This is a genomic window from Streptomyces sp. NPDC088252 (assembly GCF_044740965.1).
GTDB lineage: Bacteria > Actinomycetota > Actinomycetes > Streptomycetales > Streptomycetaceae > Streptomyces.
Map to the genome: position 1 here is coordinate 330,197 of NZ_JBIURS010000007.1, position 17,397 is coordinate 347,593.

Below are 17,397 nucleotides of genomic sequence, written 5' to 3' on the forward strand. Positions count from 1 at the left end.
ACGTGGCGCAATCCACCTGGAAAGAACGTGTGATGTCCGTTTCTTCGCCCATCGCCACCCGTCGCCGCACGCTCGTGGGCGTCGGCACCGTCGCCGCGCTCGCTCTGGCGCTGGCGGCCTGTGGCTCCTCCGAAAGCTCCAAGTCCGACAGCTCGTCCATGCCCGGCATGGACCACGGCTCCGCCGCGTCGGCCGCTCCCGGCGGTACGTTCAACGCTGCGGACGTGGAGTTCGCGCAGCAGATGATCCCGCATCACCAGCAGGCCGTCGAGATGGCGAAGCTGGCCGACGGCCGCGCCGCCGACCCGGAGATCAAGACACTGGCAGCAGCGATCGAGAAGGCCCAGGACCCCGAGATCAGCACCATGAAGGGCTGGCTGAGGTCCTGGGGCAAGCCGCTGCCCGCGGCCTCTGCCTCAATGGGTGACATGCCCGGCATGGACCATGGCTCGAACGGCTCCGGAATGCCCGGGATGATGTCCGACCAGGACATGAGCGGCCTTGAGGCAGCCAAGGGCAAGGACTTCGACAAGAAGTTCGCCCGGCTCATGATCGGCCATCACGAGGGCGCGGTCACCATGGCCGAGACCGAGCGCAAGAAGGGCGCCAACGCCGACGCGAAGAAGCTCGCCGATGCCGTCATCACCGCCCAGACGGCCGAGATCGAGAAGATGAACAAGATCATCGCCAGGCTCTGACCCCTGCCGGGGGTGCGGGCCTCGGCCTCACGCGGCCCGCACCCCCTTCCGTGCGTGTTCCTCGGAGCCACCTGACCGCTCAGCCCGCTTCCGGCGCCGCGAGCAGGTCTCCCACCTCCTCCGCGGTGGTGTCCTGGAGCTCCTCCCCGAGGACCAGCCAGCGGGTGATGCCGACCGATTCGAGGAACGGCAGGTCGTGGCTCGCGATCAGCAACGCACCCTCGTAGGACGCAAGTGCGCCGGTCAACTGCCGCACGCTGGCGATGTCGAGGTTGTTGGTCGGCTCGTCCAGCATCAGCAGCTGCGGGGCCGGTGCGGCGAGCATCGCCGCGGCGAGCGCGGCACGGAAACGCTCTCCGCCGGAGAGTGTGCCCGCCGGCTGTTCCGCGCGCTTGCCCTGGAACAGGAAGCGTGCCAGCTGGGAGCGGATGTGGTTGTCGGTGACTCCGGGAGCCATCCGGGCCACGTTCGCCGCGACGCTGAGCTCGTCGTCCAGCACATCCAGCCGCTGCGGAAGGAATCGCAGTGGTACGTGTGTCCTGGCCTCGCCGGACAGCGGAGCGAGCTCGCCGGTGAGGGTGCGCATCAGTGTCGTCTTGCCGGCACCATTGCGCCCGACGAGTGCGATCCGCTCGGGCCCGTGCACATGGAGGTCGCCCTGCTGCAGCCTGCCGAACCGGGGGCGCAGTTCGTGCAGGCTCAGCACGGTGCGGCCGGCGGGAACAGCGGTGCGGGGGAGGCTCACACGGATCTCGGCATCGTCACGGATCGCGTCCGCGGCTTCCTCATGGCGGTCGCGCGCCTCGCTGAGCCGATCCTCCTGGAGGCCGCGAAGCCTTCCCGCGGACTCCTGCGCGGACCGCTTCCGGCGGCCGGCGAGGATCTTCGGGAGCCCCCCGTCGGCCTCCGTCTTCCTGCCCTGACGCCGGCGTCGGGCCAGCTTCACCTCGGTCTCCTCCAGCTCGCGCTTCTGGCGGCGTACATCCGCCTCCGCGGCGCGCAACATCCTTCCGGCGGCCTCCTGCTCGATGCTCAGGGCTTCCTGGTAGGCCGACCAGCCACCGCCGTACCAGTTCACGGAACCGGAACGGAGTTCGGCGATGCGGTCGACGCGCTCCAGCAGTTCGAGGTCGTGGCTGACCACGACCAGCACGCCGGAGCGCCAGTTGTCGACGGCCTCGTAGAGCCTGCGCCGAGCGAGCACATCGAGGTTGTTGGTGGGCTCGTCCAGCAGAAGGACATCGGGACGTTCCAGCAGAAGCGCGGCCAGGCGCAGGAGAACGGTCTCGCCCCCGGACAGCTGGGCCACGGTGCGGTCCAGTCCGATGCTGCCGAGTCCCAGGGAGCCCAGGGTCGCCACGGCCCGTTCCTCGACGTCCCAGTCGTCGCCGATCGTCTCGAAGTGCCTCTCGTCCACGTCCCCGGCTTCGATGGCGCGCAGCGCGTCGCGCCGCTCGGCGATGCCGAGGGCCGCGTCCACACGCAGCGTCGTGTCGAGGGTGATGTTCTGCGGCAGGTAGGCGAGGCTGCCGCCGACCGCCACCGAGCCCTGGGAGGGACGCAGCCGGCCGGCCAGCAGTCGCAGCAGGGTGGACTTGCCCGCGCCATTGGTACCGACGAGTCCGGTACGGCCCCGGCCGATGCTGAGCGAGAGGCCGTCGAGGACGGTCGTGCCGTCCGGCCACTGGAACGACAGAGCGGAGCAGGTGAGCGAAGCGCTGGGGGCAGTGGGTGTCGCCATGATGATCCTCGCAGTCGCAAGCGTGGTGAAGGGGGCTTCGTATGCGAGCACCACGCAGCGACCGTGCCGAGAAGGAGGGTGCGGCGGTCCGGAAGGTCGAAGGACGGCTGAGGCACCGAGGTCGCATCCACGCGGGGTCACGGGCAGGGGAAGGCACTGCTACTGCGTGACGGGCGTACGGCATGAGCCGTACGGCGCGATGTTCGCGAACCTCAGATGCGCAACGTCCACCTCTATCGGAGACAACAGGGCCGTTTGGAACGATAACGAGCCGCAGGACGAAAGGCAAAGCCCCGAGGCGACGGAGCCGTTTCGGACGTGGTCGGTCCGCCGAGCGGTGTGCAGGAGCGAAGCCCCTTCGAGTCAACAGACGAATGTCGCTATATGACCGATTTGCCCAAAATTAATAACTTCGTCAATAAAGGGGCTTTCTCTACCTGTCGCGCCATTTAGATACAAAAAGAAATGTCCCTTTTGTGACTTCGTGGTGCGAGTCACGTTCAAGGGTTCGAAGGTCTCGGTGACCGGTGCGCTGCCCTTCTGTGCAAGGAAATTCAGCCGCGCGGTGTGAGGTGGATTACTGCGAATTCCATTGATCGATCTTGTAAATGAAATGTGATCCAGAAATGGGGACTTGTTCCTTTCGGTGTTTCTCGCCTACGGTCACCGTCAATCCGGACGGAACGCCAAATCCTGCCGCCGTCCGAGAATCCGACCCATCTCGTGTACGGCAGGAGCGGGGGACCCAGGTAAGCCGCCGGTCCGGTATCCGGAACGGCTCGGGGTGAAGTCGCATTCGCGTGCGGCCGGACATCTCCAGTCCGAACCCGACAGCTCACCTCGCAGGCGACGGAGAGGAATTCAGCATGTCCATAACGGGTAAGCACGATCGTCGCAAGTCCACTTCGCTGACCCGCGGTTTCATCGCCGCGGCCACCGGCGGAGTCGCCCTCGTACTTCCGCTGGTGGGTGCCGGCTTCGCCTCCGCCGCGCCGGCGCAGGCCGCCACCGCCAAGGAAATCTCCGTACAGAAGGCTGCGCCCGCAACGTATTCCGTGATCGCCGGCGACACCCTTTCCAAGATCGCGAAGGCGCATTCCCTCAGCGGTGGCTGGCAGAAGCTGTACGCGGACAATCGAGAGGTCGTCGGCGACAATCCCGGACTGATTGTCCCGGGCATGACGCTGACAATCGGGGCAGCCACCCCCGCCGCGACCACCGTGAAGACCGCCGCTGCATCGGCCGCGACCACCCCGGCGGCAAAGCCCGCGACGTACGCGAACAATCTGGACGGCTGGATCAGGGAGGCGCTGGCCGTCATGGCCCAGCACGGCATCCCCGGCGGCTACGACAGCATCCACCGCAACATCATGCGTGAGTCCTCCGGCAACCCGCTGGCCATCAACAACTGGGACTCGAACGCCGCCAAGGGAACGCCCTCCAAGGGCCTTCTGCAGATCATCGACCCGACGTTCCGTGCCTACCACGTGCCCGGCACGTCCATGGACAGCTACGACCCGGTCGCCAACATCACCGCAGCGTGCAACTACGCCGCCGACAAGTACGGTTCGATCGACAACGTCTTCGGGGCGTACTGACGCACAGCGGCACCGAAAGGCGGTTCAGGACCGACGGGTGGCGAGAGGCCGGGACTTCTCCCGGCAACGGATCACCCACCGGTCAGGGACCGCCTTTCGGCGGTTCGTCGGCCGGAGCCGCACGCGGCGGCGACGTCAGGTGACAGGGCGACAGGGGCCCGGAACGGTCACGTGGCGGGCGAGCCAGGACAGCAGGGGTGCCAATTCCTCCGCCGCCACGAGCACGGAGTCGACCAGCGCAGCCGTGTGCTGCGCGCAGTCCCCGCCGAGGGGGCGGGCGGCGGATACCGAGCGGTGCCGAAGGAGAGCGGCCCGCGGATGACCGGCGTCGTGACCACGCGGTACGCGCTGCATGACGTCACCGGTGATCTCGTACCCTCGCGCCTCCAGGGCCTCGACGGCGCGCACCAGCTCCGGTCCGCTCTCCCGCGCGGCAACTGCCGTACGGAACAACGGGATCTGCCCCGGATCCGGATAGTCCCAGCCACCTTTGATCCGGAGCCCGTCGAGATCGAAGCGCAGGCCGATCCGGACATTGCGCGCGATCCGGATCTCCGCCGCTTGATGCTGCCACCACCACGGATCCTTGCGGAAACCCCAGACGGAGAAGTCCTCGTACGCCCGGTCCGCGTCCGCCACCTCGTTCAGCAACGCGATCATGGGCTGCCGGACGAGGCGTTCCCGGTCCTTCCGGAGTTTCTCGCGCGCTTCCCGCGAAGGCGCACCCTCCAACTGCAGCAGCAGCTCGAATGCCTGCTCTGTCCAGCCGCTGAACGCTCTGCTCATGCGGAGGATCCTAGAACGTGCCTTTGGACTGGCGTCGCACGGCAGACCACAGTTTCGAAGACACGTCCCAAGGGCCGTCCCGCGGCGTCGGTACGTCGGCCGGTGACCGTCACTCCTGGGCGCTCTGCGTGGGCCGTTCCGAACGCCGGGGCGGCGGTCTGGGAACCGTGGCCGCCTCCCCCTCCCGAACGGACCGCACCACTGCGTCGTGCAAACGCCGGCTGTCATCCTCCGAGCAGCACGGCACCGGACTGCCCGACATGGTGAACCAGTCGATCGCCCCTGTGTACTGCACAGTCACCTGGGCCGTGTCATCGGCCCAGGTCGTGTGAACAGTCAGATCCCCGGACAGGATGCCGACCTCTTCCGTGAGCACGCCACCGTGCCCGGAGAACACACCGCGAGTCGTCCATGACGCCCAAGCCATGTATCCAGGCTGGCACCAAGGCGGTGGATGCGCGACCCGCGGCAGCCCGGCTTCGCGGCGCCCCACCCTTCCGGAATGCGGAACGGGCAAAACTTTCCCCGGGATCCGGCTGCGGTTCCCGTACCCGCCGATCCCCAACAGATTGACGCACTCTTAACGCCAAACAGTCGGATCCTGCTTCCGAAACAACGAATTCCGAAGGTGAACAGCTCTTGACCTGCGGAACTCGTCAGGATTGCATGTCGCGCTGGGAGCGATGAAACCACTCACCACGTCCTCGTCTGGAGGCGATACCGCTCCCGTGCTCAGACACCGCACCTGTTGATCGGAATCGCACGATGACCGAAACGCTCAGCGCTCCCCAGGCGCTCGCGCCGGCGACCGGCCCCACCCCCCAGAAGCTCAAGCGTTCCATCGGCGTCGTGGGCGGGACACTGCTCACGCTGTCCTGCGTGACGCCCGCCTCGACCCTCTTCGTGGTCGTTCCGGACCTGTTCTCCAGCCTCGGCACATACACCGCCCTCACCATCGCCATCGGCTCACTGCTCTGTATCGCGGTCGCCTTCTGCTACTCGGAGCTCGGCACCCTCATTCCGAGCGCGGGCGGCGAGTACGCCATGGTGTCGACCATGGCGGGACGGCTGGCCGGGTGGCTCGTCTTCGTGCTCTCCCTGTTGGTCGTGATGATCGTGCCCCCGGTCATCGCCATGGGAACGGCCGACTACCTCGCCCCCGTCGTGCACATTCCGGCCCCCGCCGCTGGTGCGGGCGTCATGGTGCTCGCCACCCTCGCCGGTCTCCTCGACCTGCGCGCCAACGCGTGGATCACCGGGATCTTCCTCGTCCTGGAGGTGATCGCGGCGGGCGTCGTCGCCGTTCTCGGGTTCGCGCACTCCGAGCGTGGGGCCTCCGCGCTGGTGCACGGGTCGGTCGCCTCGTCGAGCGGAACGACTTCCACGGTCACCGCGATGATGGTGGTCTCCGGGCTCGCGATCGCGCTCTTCATCACCCAGGGCTTCTCCACGGCCGTCTACCTCTCGGAGGAACTGGAGAACCCGCGGCGCAACGTCGCCCGTACCGTGCTCGCCACGCTCGCCATCTCCACGGCGGTCATCCTCGTCCCGGTCGTCGCCATCACGCTCGGCGCCCCGGACCTCGCGGCCCTGACCTCCGGGGACTTGAACACCATGGTCGCCGCCTGGTCCAACTCGGCCGTCGGCACGTTCGTCAGCCTCTGCGTCGCTCTCGCGATCATCAACGCGGGCATCGTCATGGTCATCCAGAACTCACGGGTCCTGTTCGCCTCCGCCCGCGACAAGGCCTGGCCCGAGCCGGTCAACGCCGCGCTGTCCCGCCTCGGCCGGTTCGGCTCCCCGTGGGTGGCGACCCTGGTCGTCGGCGTTCCCGGAGCGGCGCTCTGCTTCGTCAACCTCGACACCCTGTACGGCGTCACCGGTGTCTCCGTCACCGGCATGTATCTGCTGGTCGCGGTCGCCGCCCTGCTCTGCCGCCGCGGCGCGCACCGTGAGGCGCCGGCCTGGCGCATGCCGCTGTGGCCCGCGATCCCCGTGCTGCTCATCGCCGTGCTCGCGTACATCCTGGCCCAGCAGGAGACCGAGTACCTGCTGTGGACCGGCGGGATCACGGCGGTCGCCACGCTCTACTGGGTGCTGTACCTGCGCCCCCGCGGGGAGACCCGATGGCTGGTCAGCATTCCGGAGGACGTGCAGTCCTGACCACACCGGACGACGGGGGCGGGGATCGTGTTCCCGCTCCGGCCGCCGAGACGTGACCCCGGGCAGCCCGGGGTGACGGCGGACGTCATCAGCCGGCGTGCCCGGTGCCGGGCACGCCGGTTTCGGCGCCGCGGGGGTCCGCGGCACACACCGCTGTCAGTTCCAGATACCGGTGATGTCGGATGCCGAGGCCGCGTGGCCGGCGTGTGTCGTCAGCCCGGCCAGGTCCTCCAGGGTGCGCAGGACGTCGTAGTGGTTGTAGGTGGCACCGCTGGAGCTGCCGGGGATGACGTGTTCTCCGTAGAGGACGGTGGGGATACGGTTCCCCGACAGCTCGTCGTCCTCGTCGAACGTGACGACCAGAAGGCTGTTGTGCGTCTTGGCCCAGGCGGCATAGGCACCCAGCTCGTTCCTGAGCCAGGCGTCGCCGGTGGCCACCGAGCAGTCGTGCATGTCGTTGCACAGGTTCGGCACGACGAACGACACCTTCGGCAGGTTCGTGAAGTCGGCCGGGAACTGAGTCATGGTCTTCGCGGTGCTGGTCGGCACATTGGCGAACCCGAACCAGGGGTTGTGCTGCTGGGCGTAGTCGCCGCTGCTGCAGACGGTCGAACCCTGGCTGGGAAGCGTCTCGTTGTAGCTGGCCCAGGTCTTTCCCGCGGCGATCAGCTCGGACGCGAGATCGGGGGCGGACAGGGAACCGACGCCCACACAACTGTCGTCGGTGCGGCCCTGACCGGAGCCCGAGAACAGCATGTAGTAGTTCGGCTCGCTGGGGTGGGTGAGCCCGAAGGACCGGGTGAGGTTCGCACCACCCGCCTTGAGCGTGTTGTTGATGTACGGGGCGCTGGAGCTGCCGATCACCTGGGTGTAGGCGTGGTTCTCCATCACCACGACCACGACATGATCGGGGGCCGGGAGCGCGGCGGCCCGTGCCGTGGAACCGGTGATGGCCCAGAGGCCGATCGAGGCGACGGCGAGGGCCACGGCCCCGGCCGGCGCGATGAGGGAACGTCGACCGCGCCTGGACGCCTGGACTGCGCTCATGGCCTGCTCCGGACAGAAGTGACGAGCACGCGCCGTGTGGGGCGCCGCAACCTGGGGGTCACCGGGTGGACTCGGCCGCGTCGCGTAGATGAAGAGCGGACGACCCCTTCCCCACCAGTCTGCCCTCGCGGCGGGCAGACCGCTCCGGGGTCCGATCGCCTGACCGGGGACCGCCCCGTCGGCCCGGCGACCGAGCAGGCGCACCCCTGAACGGTCAAGGTGGGACCAGGACGTCGCCACATCGTCGGAACACGGGGAGTCGGAGCGGGATGAGTGTCGAGCGGGTGGGAGTCGTTGTCCACCGGGGCCGCCCCGAGGCCGTCGCCACGGAGCACGTCGTACGCGGCTGGTGCGCGGGCGAAGGCATTCCGTGCATGGAGATCGACGTGTGGCGTGACGACGCACGTCGGCGCGGCGGCCGTGAGGAGGCGGATGTCGCGGGCAATCCCGATCTCATCGTGACGCTCGGTGGCGACGGGACATTTCTGCGCGGTGCCCGGATCGCGGCCAAGAACCGTGCCGCCGTCCTCGGGATCGACCTGGGCCGGGTCGGCTTCCTGACCGAGGTGCCGGCCGCCGACGTCGTCCGGGCGCTCGATGCCGTCCACCACGGGCGGGCCGATGTCGAGGAACGCATGACGCTGACGATGCGGGCCTCCCGCGTACTCGAAGTGCCCAAGGACATCGATGCCCTGATGGGTTACGGACGGCGCCCGATGCTGCCGCCTCCCCAGGTGGACCGGGAGGCCGAGGCCGCGGCGGAGGGCTGGGGCGTGGCGCTGGACGTCACGGCTCTGAACGACGTCGTCGTCGAGAAACTGGCGCGCGACCGGCAGGTGGGTCTCGGCGTCTACATCGGCGGTCGGCTCCTCGCCTCGTACTCGGCCGACGCCGTGATCATGGCGACGCCCACCGGGTCGACCGCCTACAGCTTCGCCGCGGGCGGCCCGGTGGTCTCACCCCGCATGGACGCCGTCCTCTTCACACCCGTCGCACCCCACATGACCTTCAACCGCACCGTCGTCGTCGCCCCGGACGAACCGGTCGCGGTGCGGGTCCTGGCCCATTCCGGGCAGGGCGCGGTCACGATCGACGGTCAGCTGCGAGGCGTACTGCACGCCGGAGACTGGCTCGGGGTGTACGCGGCACCGCGTCGTCTGCGCGTCATCAGGCTCGGTCCGCACGACTTCTACGGGCGACTGCGCACACGTCTGCGCCTCACGGACGCCCCGGCGACGGCCGCCGACGGGGAGAGCCCGCCCCTCTTCCGTCACGACGGGCCCGTCCCGCACGACCTGGCCCATCTCCATCTCTCCCTGGCGGACAGGGGGGACGCCGCGGACGGCCGGCCTGGCGGAGAAGGGCCACCGGCTGAAGAATCGCACGAGTAGACCCGACATCCGGACGAGGGGCCCGACACCCCGTACGAAGGAGGAGTTCACATGACCGGCAGCGCCGACCTCGCATCCGTCACCGGAGTGACGGTGCCCGACACCCGACTGGCCGTCGAGGCCACGGAACTGGTGCGTGACGCGACCGACGACCTGATCTACCACCACTCCCGCCGGGTCTACTTCTTCGGCAGCCTGCAGGGCCGCAACAGGCGACTGGGCTTCGACCCGGAACTGCTCTACATCGGGGCCATGTTCCATGACCTGGGCCTCAACGAGGAGTTCCGGAACAGCGGGCGCCGGTTCGAGGTGGACGGCGCCGACGAGGCACGGAGATTCCTGCAGAGCCACGGCGTCCCCGAGGACAGCATCCGTCGCGTCTGGACGTCGATCGCGCTCCATACGACACCGGGAATCCCCCAGTACATGGAACCCGAGGTCGCCCTCGTGACCGCCGGGGTGGAGTACGACGTGCTCGGCATCGGGTACAGGGACATCAGCGACGCGGACCGCGACTCGATCGTCGCCCTGCATCCCCGCCCCGACTTCAAGCAGCGCATTCTCCGGGCCTTCACCGAAGGCATCGAACCCAAGCCGGACACCACCTTCGGCAATGTGAAGGCCGATGTCCTGCAGCGGTACACACCCGGATTCGAGCGGGGCGACTTCGTGGACACCATCCTGGATTCCCCCTGGCCGGAGTGAAGCCGCGCCAGAGGGGCACGAGCCGGTGGACGACTGTGTCCGGGCACACCATGATGGTGATCCGAGCCGGGCTCCCCGGGGTGGACGAGAGCCGTGACAGCCATCGGGCGGGTGGCGGCCACGGGGGACCGGGCAACCTGTCGGCCCGAGTTCAGCCGTCCGTCTTTCGACCGCCTGCGGAAAGGCCGTGCTGTGCCGGGTGCTCTCGTCCTGCTGCTCGCCGGGACCTGGCTGCTCTCCGGCGCCCTGGTCGCCGGGACGGATCCGCTGATCGTCGCCGTGGGCCGCACCGCGGTCTGCTGCGCGGTGCTCACCGCCGTCGCCGCCTCCAGCGCGGCCGGCCGGGCCGATCTGCGCCGGGCCGCCGCCCGCCCCGCCACCGTGTGGCTGCTGGGCCTGCTCGGCTTCGCCGGTTACGCGGCCGGCACCCTCCTCGCGATCCCGCGCATCGGAACGTCGCTGACCAACCTTGTCGTCGCACTGATGCCTTGCGTCTCGGTGGCGGTGGGCGCGTTGTTCTTCGGGGAACGGTCCGGGCCGCGCAAGGCGACGGGGGCGATCCTGGCCTGTGCGGCGGCCGCCGGGTACGCGGCGCTCGGCGCGGACGCGGGAGATCTGGACGGGGAGGGACTGCTGATGGTGGTGGCCGCGACCTCGGCCTTCGCGGTGTACGGGTTCCTGTACCGGGAACGGCTGGCGGGGCTGCCGCCCCTCGCCGTACTGCCCGTGCTCCTCGCCGCCGCCACCTGTCTGCTGCTCCCGATGGCACTGCCCGCGCTGATCGCCCACCCGCCGACACCCGCCGCGACCGGCGGTGTCCTCGTGCTGGGCGCGGCCCTCTACGCGCCCGCCTACCTCGTACAACACCGGCTCATCCTGCTGCGCGGACCGGTCTTCACGGCCGCTGTGCAGCTGGCCGTCCCGTTCACGGTGCGCCTCGGCGACTGGGCGCTGAACACCGCGCCCGCGCCGTCGGTCACCGAACTGCTGCTGCTCGCGGTGTGCTGCGGGGGGATCGCTCTCGTCACCGTCCATCCACAGGACCGGCTCGCCACAGCCGAGTGACGGGGACACCGGCGTCGGCACGTCTCACGGATCCGTGCCGCCACGGTCATGGGCCGTGCGAGCGGATCCGGCCCCCACGGCGCCCGGACCGGCCCCGTCGCCCCGGGACCGCCGCGCCCCGGGCTCAAACCGTCCGGTCGCCGCCCGGTCAGGCGTGGGTGCGGGGCCGATATCCAGTCGACAGACGCTTTGCCACGCACTGCGATGACTTCGACTGCCCGCCGCATGGAGCGGGCCGGATGGCGGAGGCGTCCTGACGACCGAGGAAGCTGCGGACCTCAGCCCGTGATCGATGCCGGGCTGGTCAGGAGCCTGGTCGACACGCAGTTCCCGCAGTGGGCCGGGCTGCCCCTGCGGCTGCTCGACCCGGCGGGCTCGGACCATGTGATCCACCGGCTGGGCGAGGAACCGTCCGTCCGGCTGCCCCGTCATGCCGGGGCCGGCAACCAGGCCGTCGAGGAGTCCGCGTGGCTGCCCCGACTCGTCCCGCACCTGCCGCTCGCCGTTCCGGTTCCGGTGGGGGTCGGCCGGCCCGACTTCGGCTGTCCATGGCCGTGGGCGGTCTCTCGTTGGCTGGACGGCGAGGTGGCGACCGTCGAGGCACTGGCCGATTCGACGGACACCGCCGTCGCACTGGCCAAGTTCCTGACGGCCCTTCAGCGGATCGCACCGGGGGAGCATGCCCGCGGTGCTCTGACGCTACGGCCGCTGGCCGACCGGGACCGCGCCACCCGGGCCGCGATCGCGGAGGTCGACGGACTGTTCGATGCCGGGCCCATGACCGAGTTGCGGGAAACGGCGCTGAACGCCCCCGAGTGGGACCGCCCTTCGGTCTGCGCCACGGTGACTTCCATACCGGCAACCTGTTGACGACCGACGGCGAGCTCAGCGCGGTCATCGACTTCGGCGAGCTCGGTGTGGGCGACCCGTCCTGCGATCCGACCATTGCTTTCACTCTGCTGTCGGGCCGGAGCCGGGCCGCGTTCCGCGCCGAGTCGGGGGTGGACGATGCGACCTGGACCCGGGGCCGCGGCCGGGCCCTGGCCACCGGGCTGAACGCATACACCTCCTACGCCGCCGTCGACCCCCGGGTCGCCGCGCAGACCGCCCGTCAGATCAGCGAGGCACTCATCGGCTGAGGGGGCCGGCCCTCCTGCTTGGGGCGCCCGGCGGCAGCCGCGGCACCTCGCCGTGCGGCTGAATGTCCCGCATGCGCCCGGCATGAGGAGACCTCCGCTGTGGACCGCGTGCCGTACCGGATCTCGTGATCGGTGCGGTGACCGGGGCGTGCGGTCCTCATCCGTGAGGACCGCACGCCCATCGAACCGGTACGGGCACGGGTGCGGCCTGGGGGCACCGGCTCAGAAAGTCACGTCCGAGCAGGCGTAGAAGGCGTTATCGGTGTCGGCGATCGTCCAGACGCCGAGGATCAGGTGCTTTCCCGACTTCTGGGGCAGGATGCCGGAGTGGCTGACCGTGGAACCCGGCAGACGGCCGCCGAAGGGCACGGTCAGAAACGGCTGCGGATCCAGGTCGGCCCGGGTGAGGGGCTTGGTGGGGTCGTAGCCGTCCTTGGTGATGTAGTAACGGAAGTCGGTCGTGGCGTGCCGTGCCTCGATCTGCCAACGGAAGGTGTAGCTCTGCCCGCCGGTGACCTTGGTCGCGGGCCAGGCGCCCCCGCGCGGATCGTCGAGCTCGGAGAACCGGCCGATACCGCCGGAGCAGATCGTGCCGTCGACGGGGCCTCGGGCAGGGAAGCCCTTCGGGCCCTCGACGCTCGGCGGTTCCCACTGGATCTGGCCGCAATTGCGCACGGTCCCGTTGCCGCAGAGCTGCTGACGACTGATGGGGGCGTCGGTGTAGCCATGGCTCTGGGCGCTGCCGCCGGTGACGAGGACGGAGGCTCCGGCGATGCCGAGCCCGAGCAGTAACGAGGTGATCCTTCTGCGCATGCTTCGCTCCTGAGGGAGATGTGGGGGCGCGCGAGACGAGTGGGGCGGGTGCACTCCACCCCATTAGGTCTAGACCAAGTTCGAGAGTATCCAGGGCACTTGGTCATGTCCATCGGGCATTCCGGCCGAGCCGGAACACGCCGTCCGAACGTCGGGACCCGACCCCCGGGGCCGTCGACCGCCTCGAAGCCGCGGCGCGGCGGAAGTGCGCCGAGCGCCGCAAGCGCCGACCGTGCGTACGCAGAGAGGCCGGACGTGGACCGAGGGCGCGTCGCCCGCACGGCTTCGGCCGGAGTGGCAACACCGGCGGCGCTCCGCCGGGCGAACAGAGCCTGGACCGGGCCTGGTTGCGGACGTGTGCAACCGGCGGGCTCGCGGGGCACGTCATGGGCAGGAAGTGCAGGTGAACGAGAAGGAGGGGCGGAGACCTTGAGCCCGAACAGGAACGCGTCACGCCGTGCAGTGCTCGCCGGGGGCCTGGGAGCGGTGCTGGCCGCCGGCCCCATGACGTCGGCCGCGTACGCCGTCGGGCCGGGGGACGCGACGGAGCGGAAGCTGCAGGCCCTGGAGCGGGAGCATGCCGTTCGGCTGGGGGTGTTCGGGTGGAACACGGTGACGGGCAGGAGCGTCGCCCATCGGGGCGATGAGCGCTTCCCCATGTGCTCGGCGTTCAAGACGCTGGCCGTCGGGGCCGTCCTGAGGGACCTGGACCACGACGGCACGTTCCTGTCGAGAGTCATTCACTACACGGAACAGGACATCGAGAGGGCGAAGGGTGCGCCGGTGACGGGCAAACCGGAGAATCTCGCGCACGGGATGACGGTGGACGCCCTGTGCGGGGCCGCCATCTCGTTCAGCGACAACACCGCGGCCAACCTCCTGCTGGAGGAACTCGGCGGGCCGAGGTCCGTCACTCGCTTCTGCCGGTCGATCGGAGACACGGTGACCCGGCTGGACCGCTGGGAGCCGGAACTGAACTCGGCGGAGCCGGGCCGTGCGACCGACACCACCAGTCCACGCGCGATCGGCGAGACCTATGCACGGCTCGTCCTCGGGCGCGCCCTGGAGGCAGGGGACCGGAAACGATTGACGGGGTGGCTGCTGGCCAACACGACGGGTGGCAAACGCCTGCGCGCCGGCCTTCCCGACGGCTGGACCGTCGGCGACAAGACCGGCACCGGCAGCTACGGGACCGCGAACGACGTGGGTATCGCCTGGCAACCAGGCCGGGGACCGATCGTGCTGGCAGTCCTGTCCACCCAGCGCGAATCCGACGCCGAGGCGGACGATCTCGTGGTCGCCGAGACGGCCGCCGTCCTGGCGCAGGCCCTCGCCTGAAACCACGGCGGGCGACCCCAGGGGCCCGGTCGAGCGGCGGCGGAGGCGTACACGGCGCCGGGGGTCGCCGCTTGACGAGCGGGGGAGCGCGCTGACCGGGCACGTCACCATGAAGGTAATCTCTCCCGATGCGCATCGGGATCGCTGGCACCAAGAACAGCCATGTCGACCACATCGTCGGCCATCTCAACGTCCACGACGCGGGCGGCGACGCCCGCGTCGTGGCCCTCAGCGGCGGGCGCGGTCGGCGCAACGAGGCACTGGCGTCCACCGGCGGGATAGCGAAGATCGTCGACGAACCCACCGACCTGCTCGGGCTGGTGGACGCCGTCATCGTCGCCGACCGGCACGGCGCGCACCACCGGGACCAGGCGATCCCCTTCCTGGCCGAGGGGCTTCCGGTATTCGTCGACAAGCCGTTGGCCTGCACCGTGGACGACGCCCGAGCCATCATCGACATCGCGCTCGCCCACGACGCGCCGCTCACGTCGTTCTCGGCGCTCCGCTGGATTCCCGACACCGACGCGCTGGCGGCCCGGTCCGCCCGCGGCGGGCCGCCGCACGTGGTGGTGACGTCGGGGCCCGCCGATCCCGATGGTGAGTACGGCGGGATCTTCTTCTACGGCATCCACCCGGTGGATCTCGCTCTCCGGCTCGCGCCCGGCGAGATCTGCGGCATTCGCACGGACACCACTGACACCACCGTCACCGCGTCATTCACCGCCGGCGGCACGCGCGTCGTCGTGCACTTCGTCGAACCGACCGAAACGCACCAGATCCCGTTCCACGGAATGACGTTCACTCAGGACACCATGGTCCAGCAGACTCTCGCCCTCGACGCGAACTACTGCGTGCCGGGGCTGGAAGCGTTCCTGGAGATGGCGCGTACGGGCAGACCGCCGATCGGCTACACGGATCTGCTGCGCCCCATCGAGGTTCTGGAAGCCGTCACCACTGCCCTGCGGAGCCGGTAGGCCGCTCCAGGGCTTACGGCCTGGTGCGCGATGGCGAGTGGACCGGGCCGTAAGGGCTGTCCCGTAACCGACGTCGCCCGCCGTCCGGACGGTACCGGATGCCGGGCGGGTGGTCGGGGGCGCGGGGAAGCGCGGACATCGCGCCGCATGGCCGCCGGGGTCCGCCGACGAGGGCTTGTCACGCGTCAGGCGACGGCCGGTGGCGGGAACGCGGCAGCTGTCGGCATCCCATTGGTGCTCCGGATCCGGTACTTATGAGCCACGGCGGACCCGACTGCCTCCCGCGCACCATCCGACCGATGCCGGGGCGAGCGAGGGGGTGCCACGGGCGCCGCCGTGTTGCCGGAACCGGAGCGAGGCCTCGCCGACGTCCTGGGCAGGGCGAGCGGGATCCCGGCCGACAGCGGAAGGCCGTTGCGGTGCGCCGGCCTGTTCTTCAGGCCCTCGGGAGCCGCGCCGGACGTGCGAAGAAACCCCGTCCGGCGAGTCGAATTATAAAGTCCCAATAGATTATCAATATTATTAGCAACTCGCTTGCCGGCTGGTCGAATTATTCGCATTCCGCCTGGCTGGTCCTCCCTCGTCATGGGAAATCAAACGAGGTGGCGAAACCGGTCGAGGGTGTCCGGAGTGTCGCGACGAGGCTGGAATCCGACGGTTGAGGGCGTCGGGATGGGAAATGGAAACAGAGCGAGGTCGCCCGGTGGCCCCGCTCAAGTTCACAAGGTTCGTAACACGGTTCACATCAGTCCCAGATGTGAATTCCTGCGCGCGTGACCAACGGTTTCGGTCATTCCGGTCCCGTGCGGCCGGTCATTTCGGTTCCGTGCGCCCGCAGGAAATAGTCAGTTCCTCTTGTGCGGTCTGCTTCACGGTCTGTGTATTTCTCTGTTCTGATCCTTTGTAAAGGTGCTGTGGATGGAAAATGGCGAACGATCACCCGGTGGTGATGCGGACCCGGGTTCCGGCCCGGTACGGAATGAGGATGCGGCCGTGCTTTCAATGCGCGCCGTCCTCCGTGCATCGGCGTACCCCTTGCTGTTGGTGGCCACGTTCTCCGTGGCGGCGGCCGCTCTCCGGCTGGACTGGGATCCCGGCCGGGTGAGCCCGCTCTTCCTGCTCGGCACCATTTCCTACCTCACGGCTCTCGAACGCCTGATTCCGCATCAGCGCGCCTGGCACCCGAACGCCGACGAGTGGCGTTGGTACGGCGCCTACTTCCTGCTGACGATGGCGGCCAGCGCCCTGGCGCAGTATCTGGTGACAGCCGCCGTTTCGGCGGTGGCGCCCGACGAATCTGCGCCCCATCTCTGGGAGGAGATTCCGGCGGCTTTGTTGACGGGTTCGCTGGCGAGCTATCTCGTACACCGGCTGGGGCACTCCAATTCGATATTGTGGCGACTGCACGGCGTGCATCACGTGCCGCAGAAAGTGAATGTCGCCAATAACGGTGTCAATCATGTCCTCGACATCATGCTCGCGCAGGGGGCTGTGCAGTTGGCTCTGGCCTCGATCGGATTCTCCCGGGAATCCGTATTCGTCGTGGGTCTTTTCGTGGCCGCGCAGGGCTACTTCGTCCACGCCAACATCGACGTCCATATCGGGCGGTTCAACCATGTGCTCGCCAGCCCCGAACAACATCGCCTGCACCACAGCGTCGACCTGTCCGAGGCGGGCCACTACGGATCGGACCTGTCCATCTGGGACCACCTCTTCGGCAGCTACACCTGGCGGCCCGGCCGGGAGCCGATCGCGGTCGGGATCGGTGACCCCGCCTCGTTCCCCCCGACCGCCGATATCGCCACCAGCCTTCTCCACCCCTGGCGCCGTGCGAAGAGAGCCGGGCCCGGTTCCGCCTGAGCTGCCTCTCCTTTCCGGGATACCGCACCCCTTCTCGCATCCATGCCGTGTCGCGGCGCCACGACTTGAGGAGTACGAC

General features: G+C 69.0%; 14 protein-coding genes, 1 pseudogene and 1 riboswitch. Of the genes and pseudogenes, 10 read left to right on the forward strand and 5 right to left on the reverse strand.

Annotation, left to right across the window (positions count from 1 at the left end):
- Nucleotides 1–32: 32 nt before the first annotated feature.
- Nucleotides 33–698: a DUF305 domain-containing protein gene (locus ACIOHC_RS17500; RefSeq protein ID WP_351076438.1), complete on the forward strand. Its 666-nt coding sequence runs from the start codon at nt 33–35 to the stop codon at nt 696–698.
- A gap of 79 nt (nt 699–777) precedes the next feature.
- On the opposite strand, the gene ACIOHC_RS17505 is transcribed toward ACIOHC_RS17500, so the two are convergent.
- Nucleotides 778–2,439, reverse strand: coding sequence for an ATP-binding cassette domain-containing protein (locus ACIOHC_RS17505; RefSeq protein WP_365690162.1), 1,662 nt, complete (start codon nt 2,437–2,439; stop codon nt 778–780).
- Nucleotides 2,440–3,113: 674 nt separating this feature from the next.
- Nucleotides 3,114–3,301: riboswitch (cyclic di-AMP (ydaO/yuaA leader) on the forward strand.
- Nucleotides 3,302–3,305: 4 nt separating this feature from the next.
- Here ACIOHC_RS17505 and ACIOHC_RS17510 point away from each other — a divergent pair.
- Nucleotides 3,306–4,037 carry a transglycosylase SLT domain-containing protein gene (locus tag ACIOHC_RS17510; protein WP_401843118.1) on the forward strand — a complete coding sequence of 244 codons (732 nt, stop codon included), beginning with the start codon at nt 3,306–3,308 and terminating at the stop codon, nt 4,035–4,037.
- 135 nt (nt 4,038–4,172) lie between these two features.
- On the opposite strand, the gene ACIOHC_RS17515 is transcribed toward ACIOHC_RS17510, so the two are convergent.
- The gene (locus tag ACIOHC_RS17515) at nt 4,173–4,823 is read right to left on the reverse strand and encodes a DUF2461 family protein (protein WP_351076430.1); all 651 of its coding nucleotides are present in this window, start codon (nt 4,821–4,823) and stop codon (nt 4,173–4,175) included.
- A gap of 109 nt (nt 4,824–4,932) precedes the next feature.
- Nucleotides 4,933–5,250 carry a hypothetical protein gene (locus ACIOHC_RS17520; protein WP_351076427.1) on the reverse strand — a complete coding sequence of 106 codons (318 nt, stop codon included), beginning with the start codon at nt 5,248–5,250 and terminating at the stop codon, nt 4,933–4,935.
- Nucleotides 5,251–5,588: 338 nt separating this feature from the next.
- Here ACIOHC_RS17520 and ACIOHC_RS17525 point away from each other — a divergent pair, with 338 nt between their 5' ends.
- Nucleotides 5,589–6,986, forward strand: coding sequence for an APC family permease (locus tag ACIOHC_RS17525; protein ID WP_351076425.1), 1,398 nt, complete (start codon nt 5,589–5,591; stop codon nt 6,984–6,986).
- A 156-nt stretch (nt 6,987–7,142) separates the two neighbouring features.
- Here the strand turns inward: ACIOHC_RS17525 and ACIOHC_RS17530 are convergent, their stop codons facing one another.
- Complete coding sequence (locus ACIOHC_RS17530; RefSeq protein ID WP_351076423.1) at nt 7,143–8,033, reverse strand: alkaline phosphatase family protein; 891 nt, start codon at nt 8,031–8,033, stop codon at nt 7,143–7,145.
- Between the two features lie 269 nt (nt 8,034–8,302).
- Between ACIOHC_RS17530 and ACIOHC_RS17535 the strand changes: the two genes are divergently transcribed.
- The 4 genes and pseudogenes from ACIOHC_RS17535 (at nt 8,303) to ACIOHC_RS17550 (ending at nt 12,333) form a co-directional block, all read left to right on the forward strand.
- Nucleotides 8,303–9,424, forward strand: coding sequence for an NAD(+)/NADH kinase (locus tag ACIOHC_RS17535; protein WP_351076420.1), 1,122 nt, complete (start codon nt 8,303–8,305; stop codon nt 9,422–9,424).
- 51 nt (nt 9,425–9,475) lie between these two features.
- Nucleotides 9,476–10,129: an HD domain-containing protein gene (locus ACIOHC_RS17540; protein WP_351076417.1), complete on the forward strand. Its 654-nt coding sequence runs from the start codon at nt 9,476–9,478 to the stop codon at nt 10,127–10,129.
- Between the two features lie 192 nt (nt 10,130–10,321).
- Complete coding sequence (locus ACIOHC_RS17545) at nt 10,322–11,194, forward strand: DMT family transporter (protein ID WP_351076415.1); 873 nt, start codon at nt 10,322–10,324, stop codon at nt 11,192–11,194.
- A 225-nt stretch (nt 11,195–11,419) separates the two neighbouring features.
- Nucleotides 11,420–12,333, forward strand: a pseudogene (locus tag ACIOHC_RS17550) (aminoglycoside phosphotransferase family protein).
- 222 nt (nt 12,334–12,555) lie between these two features.
- Here ACIOHC_RS17550 and ACIOHC_RS17555 read toward each other — a convergent pair.
- Nucleotides 12,556–13,146 carry a lytic polysaccharide monooxygenase auxiliary activity family 9 protein gene (locus ACIOHC_RS17555; protein WP_351076412.1) on the reverse strand — a complete coding sequence of 197 codons (591 nt, stop codon included), beginning with the start codon at nt 13,144–13,146 and terminating at the stop codon, nt 12,556–12,558.
- Nucleotides 13,147–13,650: 504 nt separating this feature from the next.
- Here ACIOHC_RS17555 and bla point away from each other — a divergent pair.
- The 3 genes from bla to ACIOHC_RS17570 all read left to right on the forward strand — a co-directional run bounded on the left by bla (nt 13,651) and on the right by ACIOHC_RS17570 (nt 17,318).
- Nucleotides 13,651–14,484, forward strand: a complete 834-nt coding sequence (gene bla / locus ACIOHC_RS17560; RefSeq protein WP_389637050.1) for a class A beta-lactamase — start codon at nt 13,651–13,653, stop codon at nt 14,482–14,484.
- 128 nt (nt 14,485–14,612) lie between these two features.
- Entirely contained in the window at nt 14,613–15,458 is an 846-nt protein-coding gene (locus tag ACIOHC_RS17565; RefSeq protein ID WP_401843121.1) for a Gfo/Idh/MocA family protein, read from the forward strand.
- A 1,002-nt stretch (nt 15,459–16,460) separates the two neighbouring features.
- Complete coding sequence (locus tag ACIOHC_RS17570) at nt 16,461–17,318, forward strand: sterol desaturase family protein (RefSeq protein ID WP_401843163.1); 858 nt, start codon at nt 16,461–16,463, stop codon at nt 17,316–17,318.
- Nucleotides 17,319–17,397 lie beyond the last annotated feature (79 nt).

Coding starts and splice junctions, on each gene's coding strand:
- ACIOHC_RS17530 (WP_351076423.1), bottom strand. CDS start 8,033: ATGAGCGCAGTCCAGGCGTCCAGGCGCGGTCGACGTTCCCTCATCGCG.
- ACIOHC_RS17515 (WP_351076430.1), bottom strand. CDS start 4,823: ATGAGCAGAGCGTTCAGCGGCTGGACAGAGCAGGCATTCGAGCTGCTG.
- bla (WP_389637050.1), top strand. CDS start 13,651: ATGACGTCGGCCGCGTACGCCGTCGGGCCGGGGGACGCGACGGAGCGG.
- ACIOHC_RS17535 (WP_351076420.1), top strand. CDS start 8,303: ATGAGTGTCGAGCGGGTGGGAGTCGTTGTCCACCGGGGCCGCCCCGAG.
- ACIOHC_RS17540 (WP_351076417.1), top strand. CDS start 9,476: ATGACCGGCAGCGCCGACCTCGCATCCGTCACCGGAGTGACGGTGCCC.
- ACIOHC_RS17510 (WP_401843118.1), top strand. CDS start 3,306: ATGTCCATAACGGGTAAGCACGATCGTCGCAAGTCCACTTCGCTGACC.
- ACIOHC_RS17500 (WP_351076438.1), top strand. CDS start 33: ATGTCCGTTTCTTCGCCCATCGCCACCCGTCGCCGCACGCTCGTGGGC.
- ACIOHC_RS17555 (WP_351076412.1), bottom strand. CDS start 13,146: ATGCGCAGAAGGATCACCTCGTTACTGCTCGGGCTCGGCATCGCCGGA.
- ACIOHC_RS17570 (WP_401843163.1), top strand. CDS start 16,461: ATGCGCGCCGTCCTCCGTGCATCGGCGTACCCCTTGCTGTTGGTGGCC.
- ACIOHC_RS17505 (WP_365690162.1), bottom strand. CDS start 2,439: ATGGCGACACCCACTGCCCCCAGCGCTTCGCTCACCTGCTCCGCTCTG.
- ACIOHC_RS17565 (WP_401843121.1), top strand. CDS start 14,613: ATGCGCATCGGGATCGCTGGCACCAAGAACAGCCATGTCGACCACATC.
- ACIOHC_RS17520 (WP_351076427.1), bottom strand. CDS start 5,250: ATGGCTTGGGCGTCATGGACGACTCGCGGTGTGTTCTCCGGGCACGGT.
- ACIOHC_RS17525 (WP_351076425.1), top strand. CDS start 5,589: ATGACCGAAACGCTCAGCGCTCCCCAGGCGCTCGCGCCGGCGACCGGC.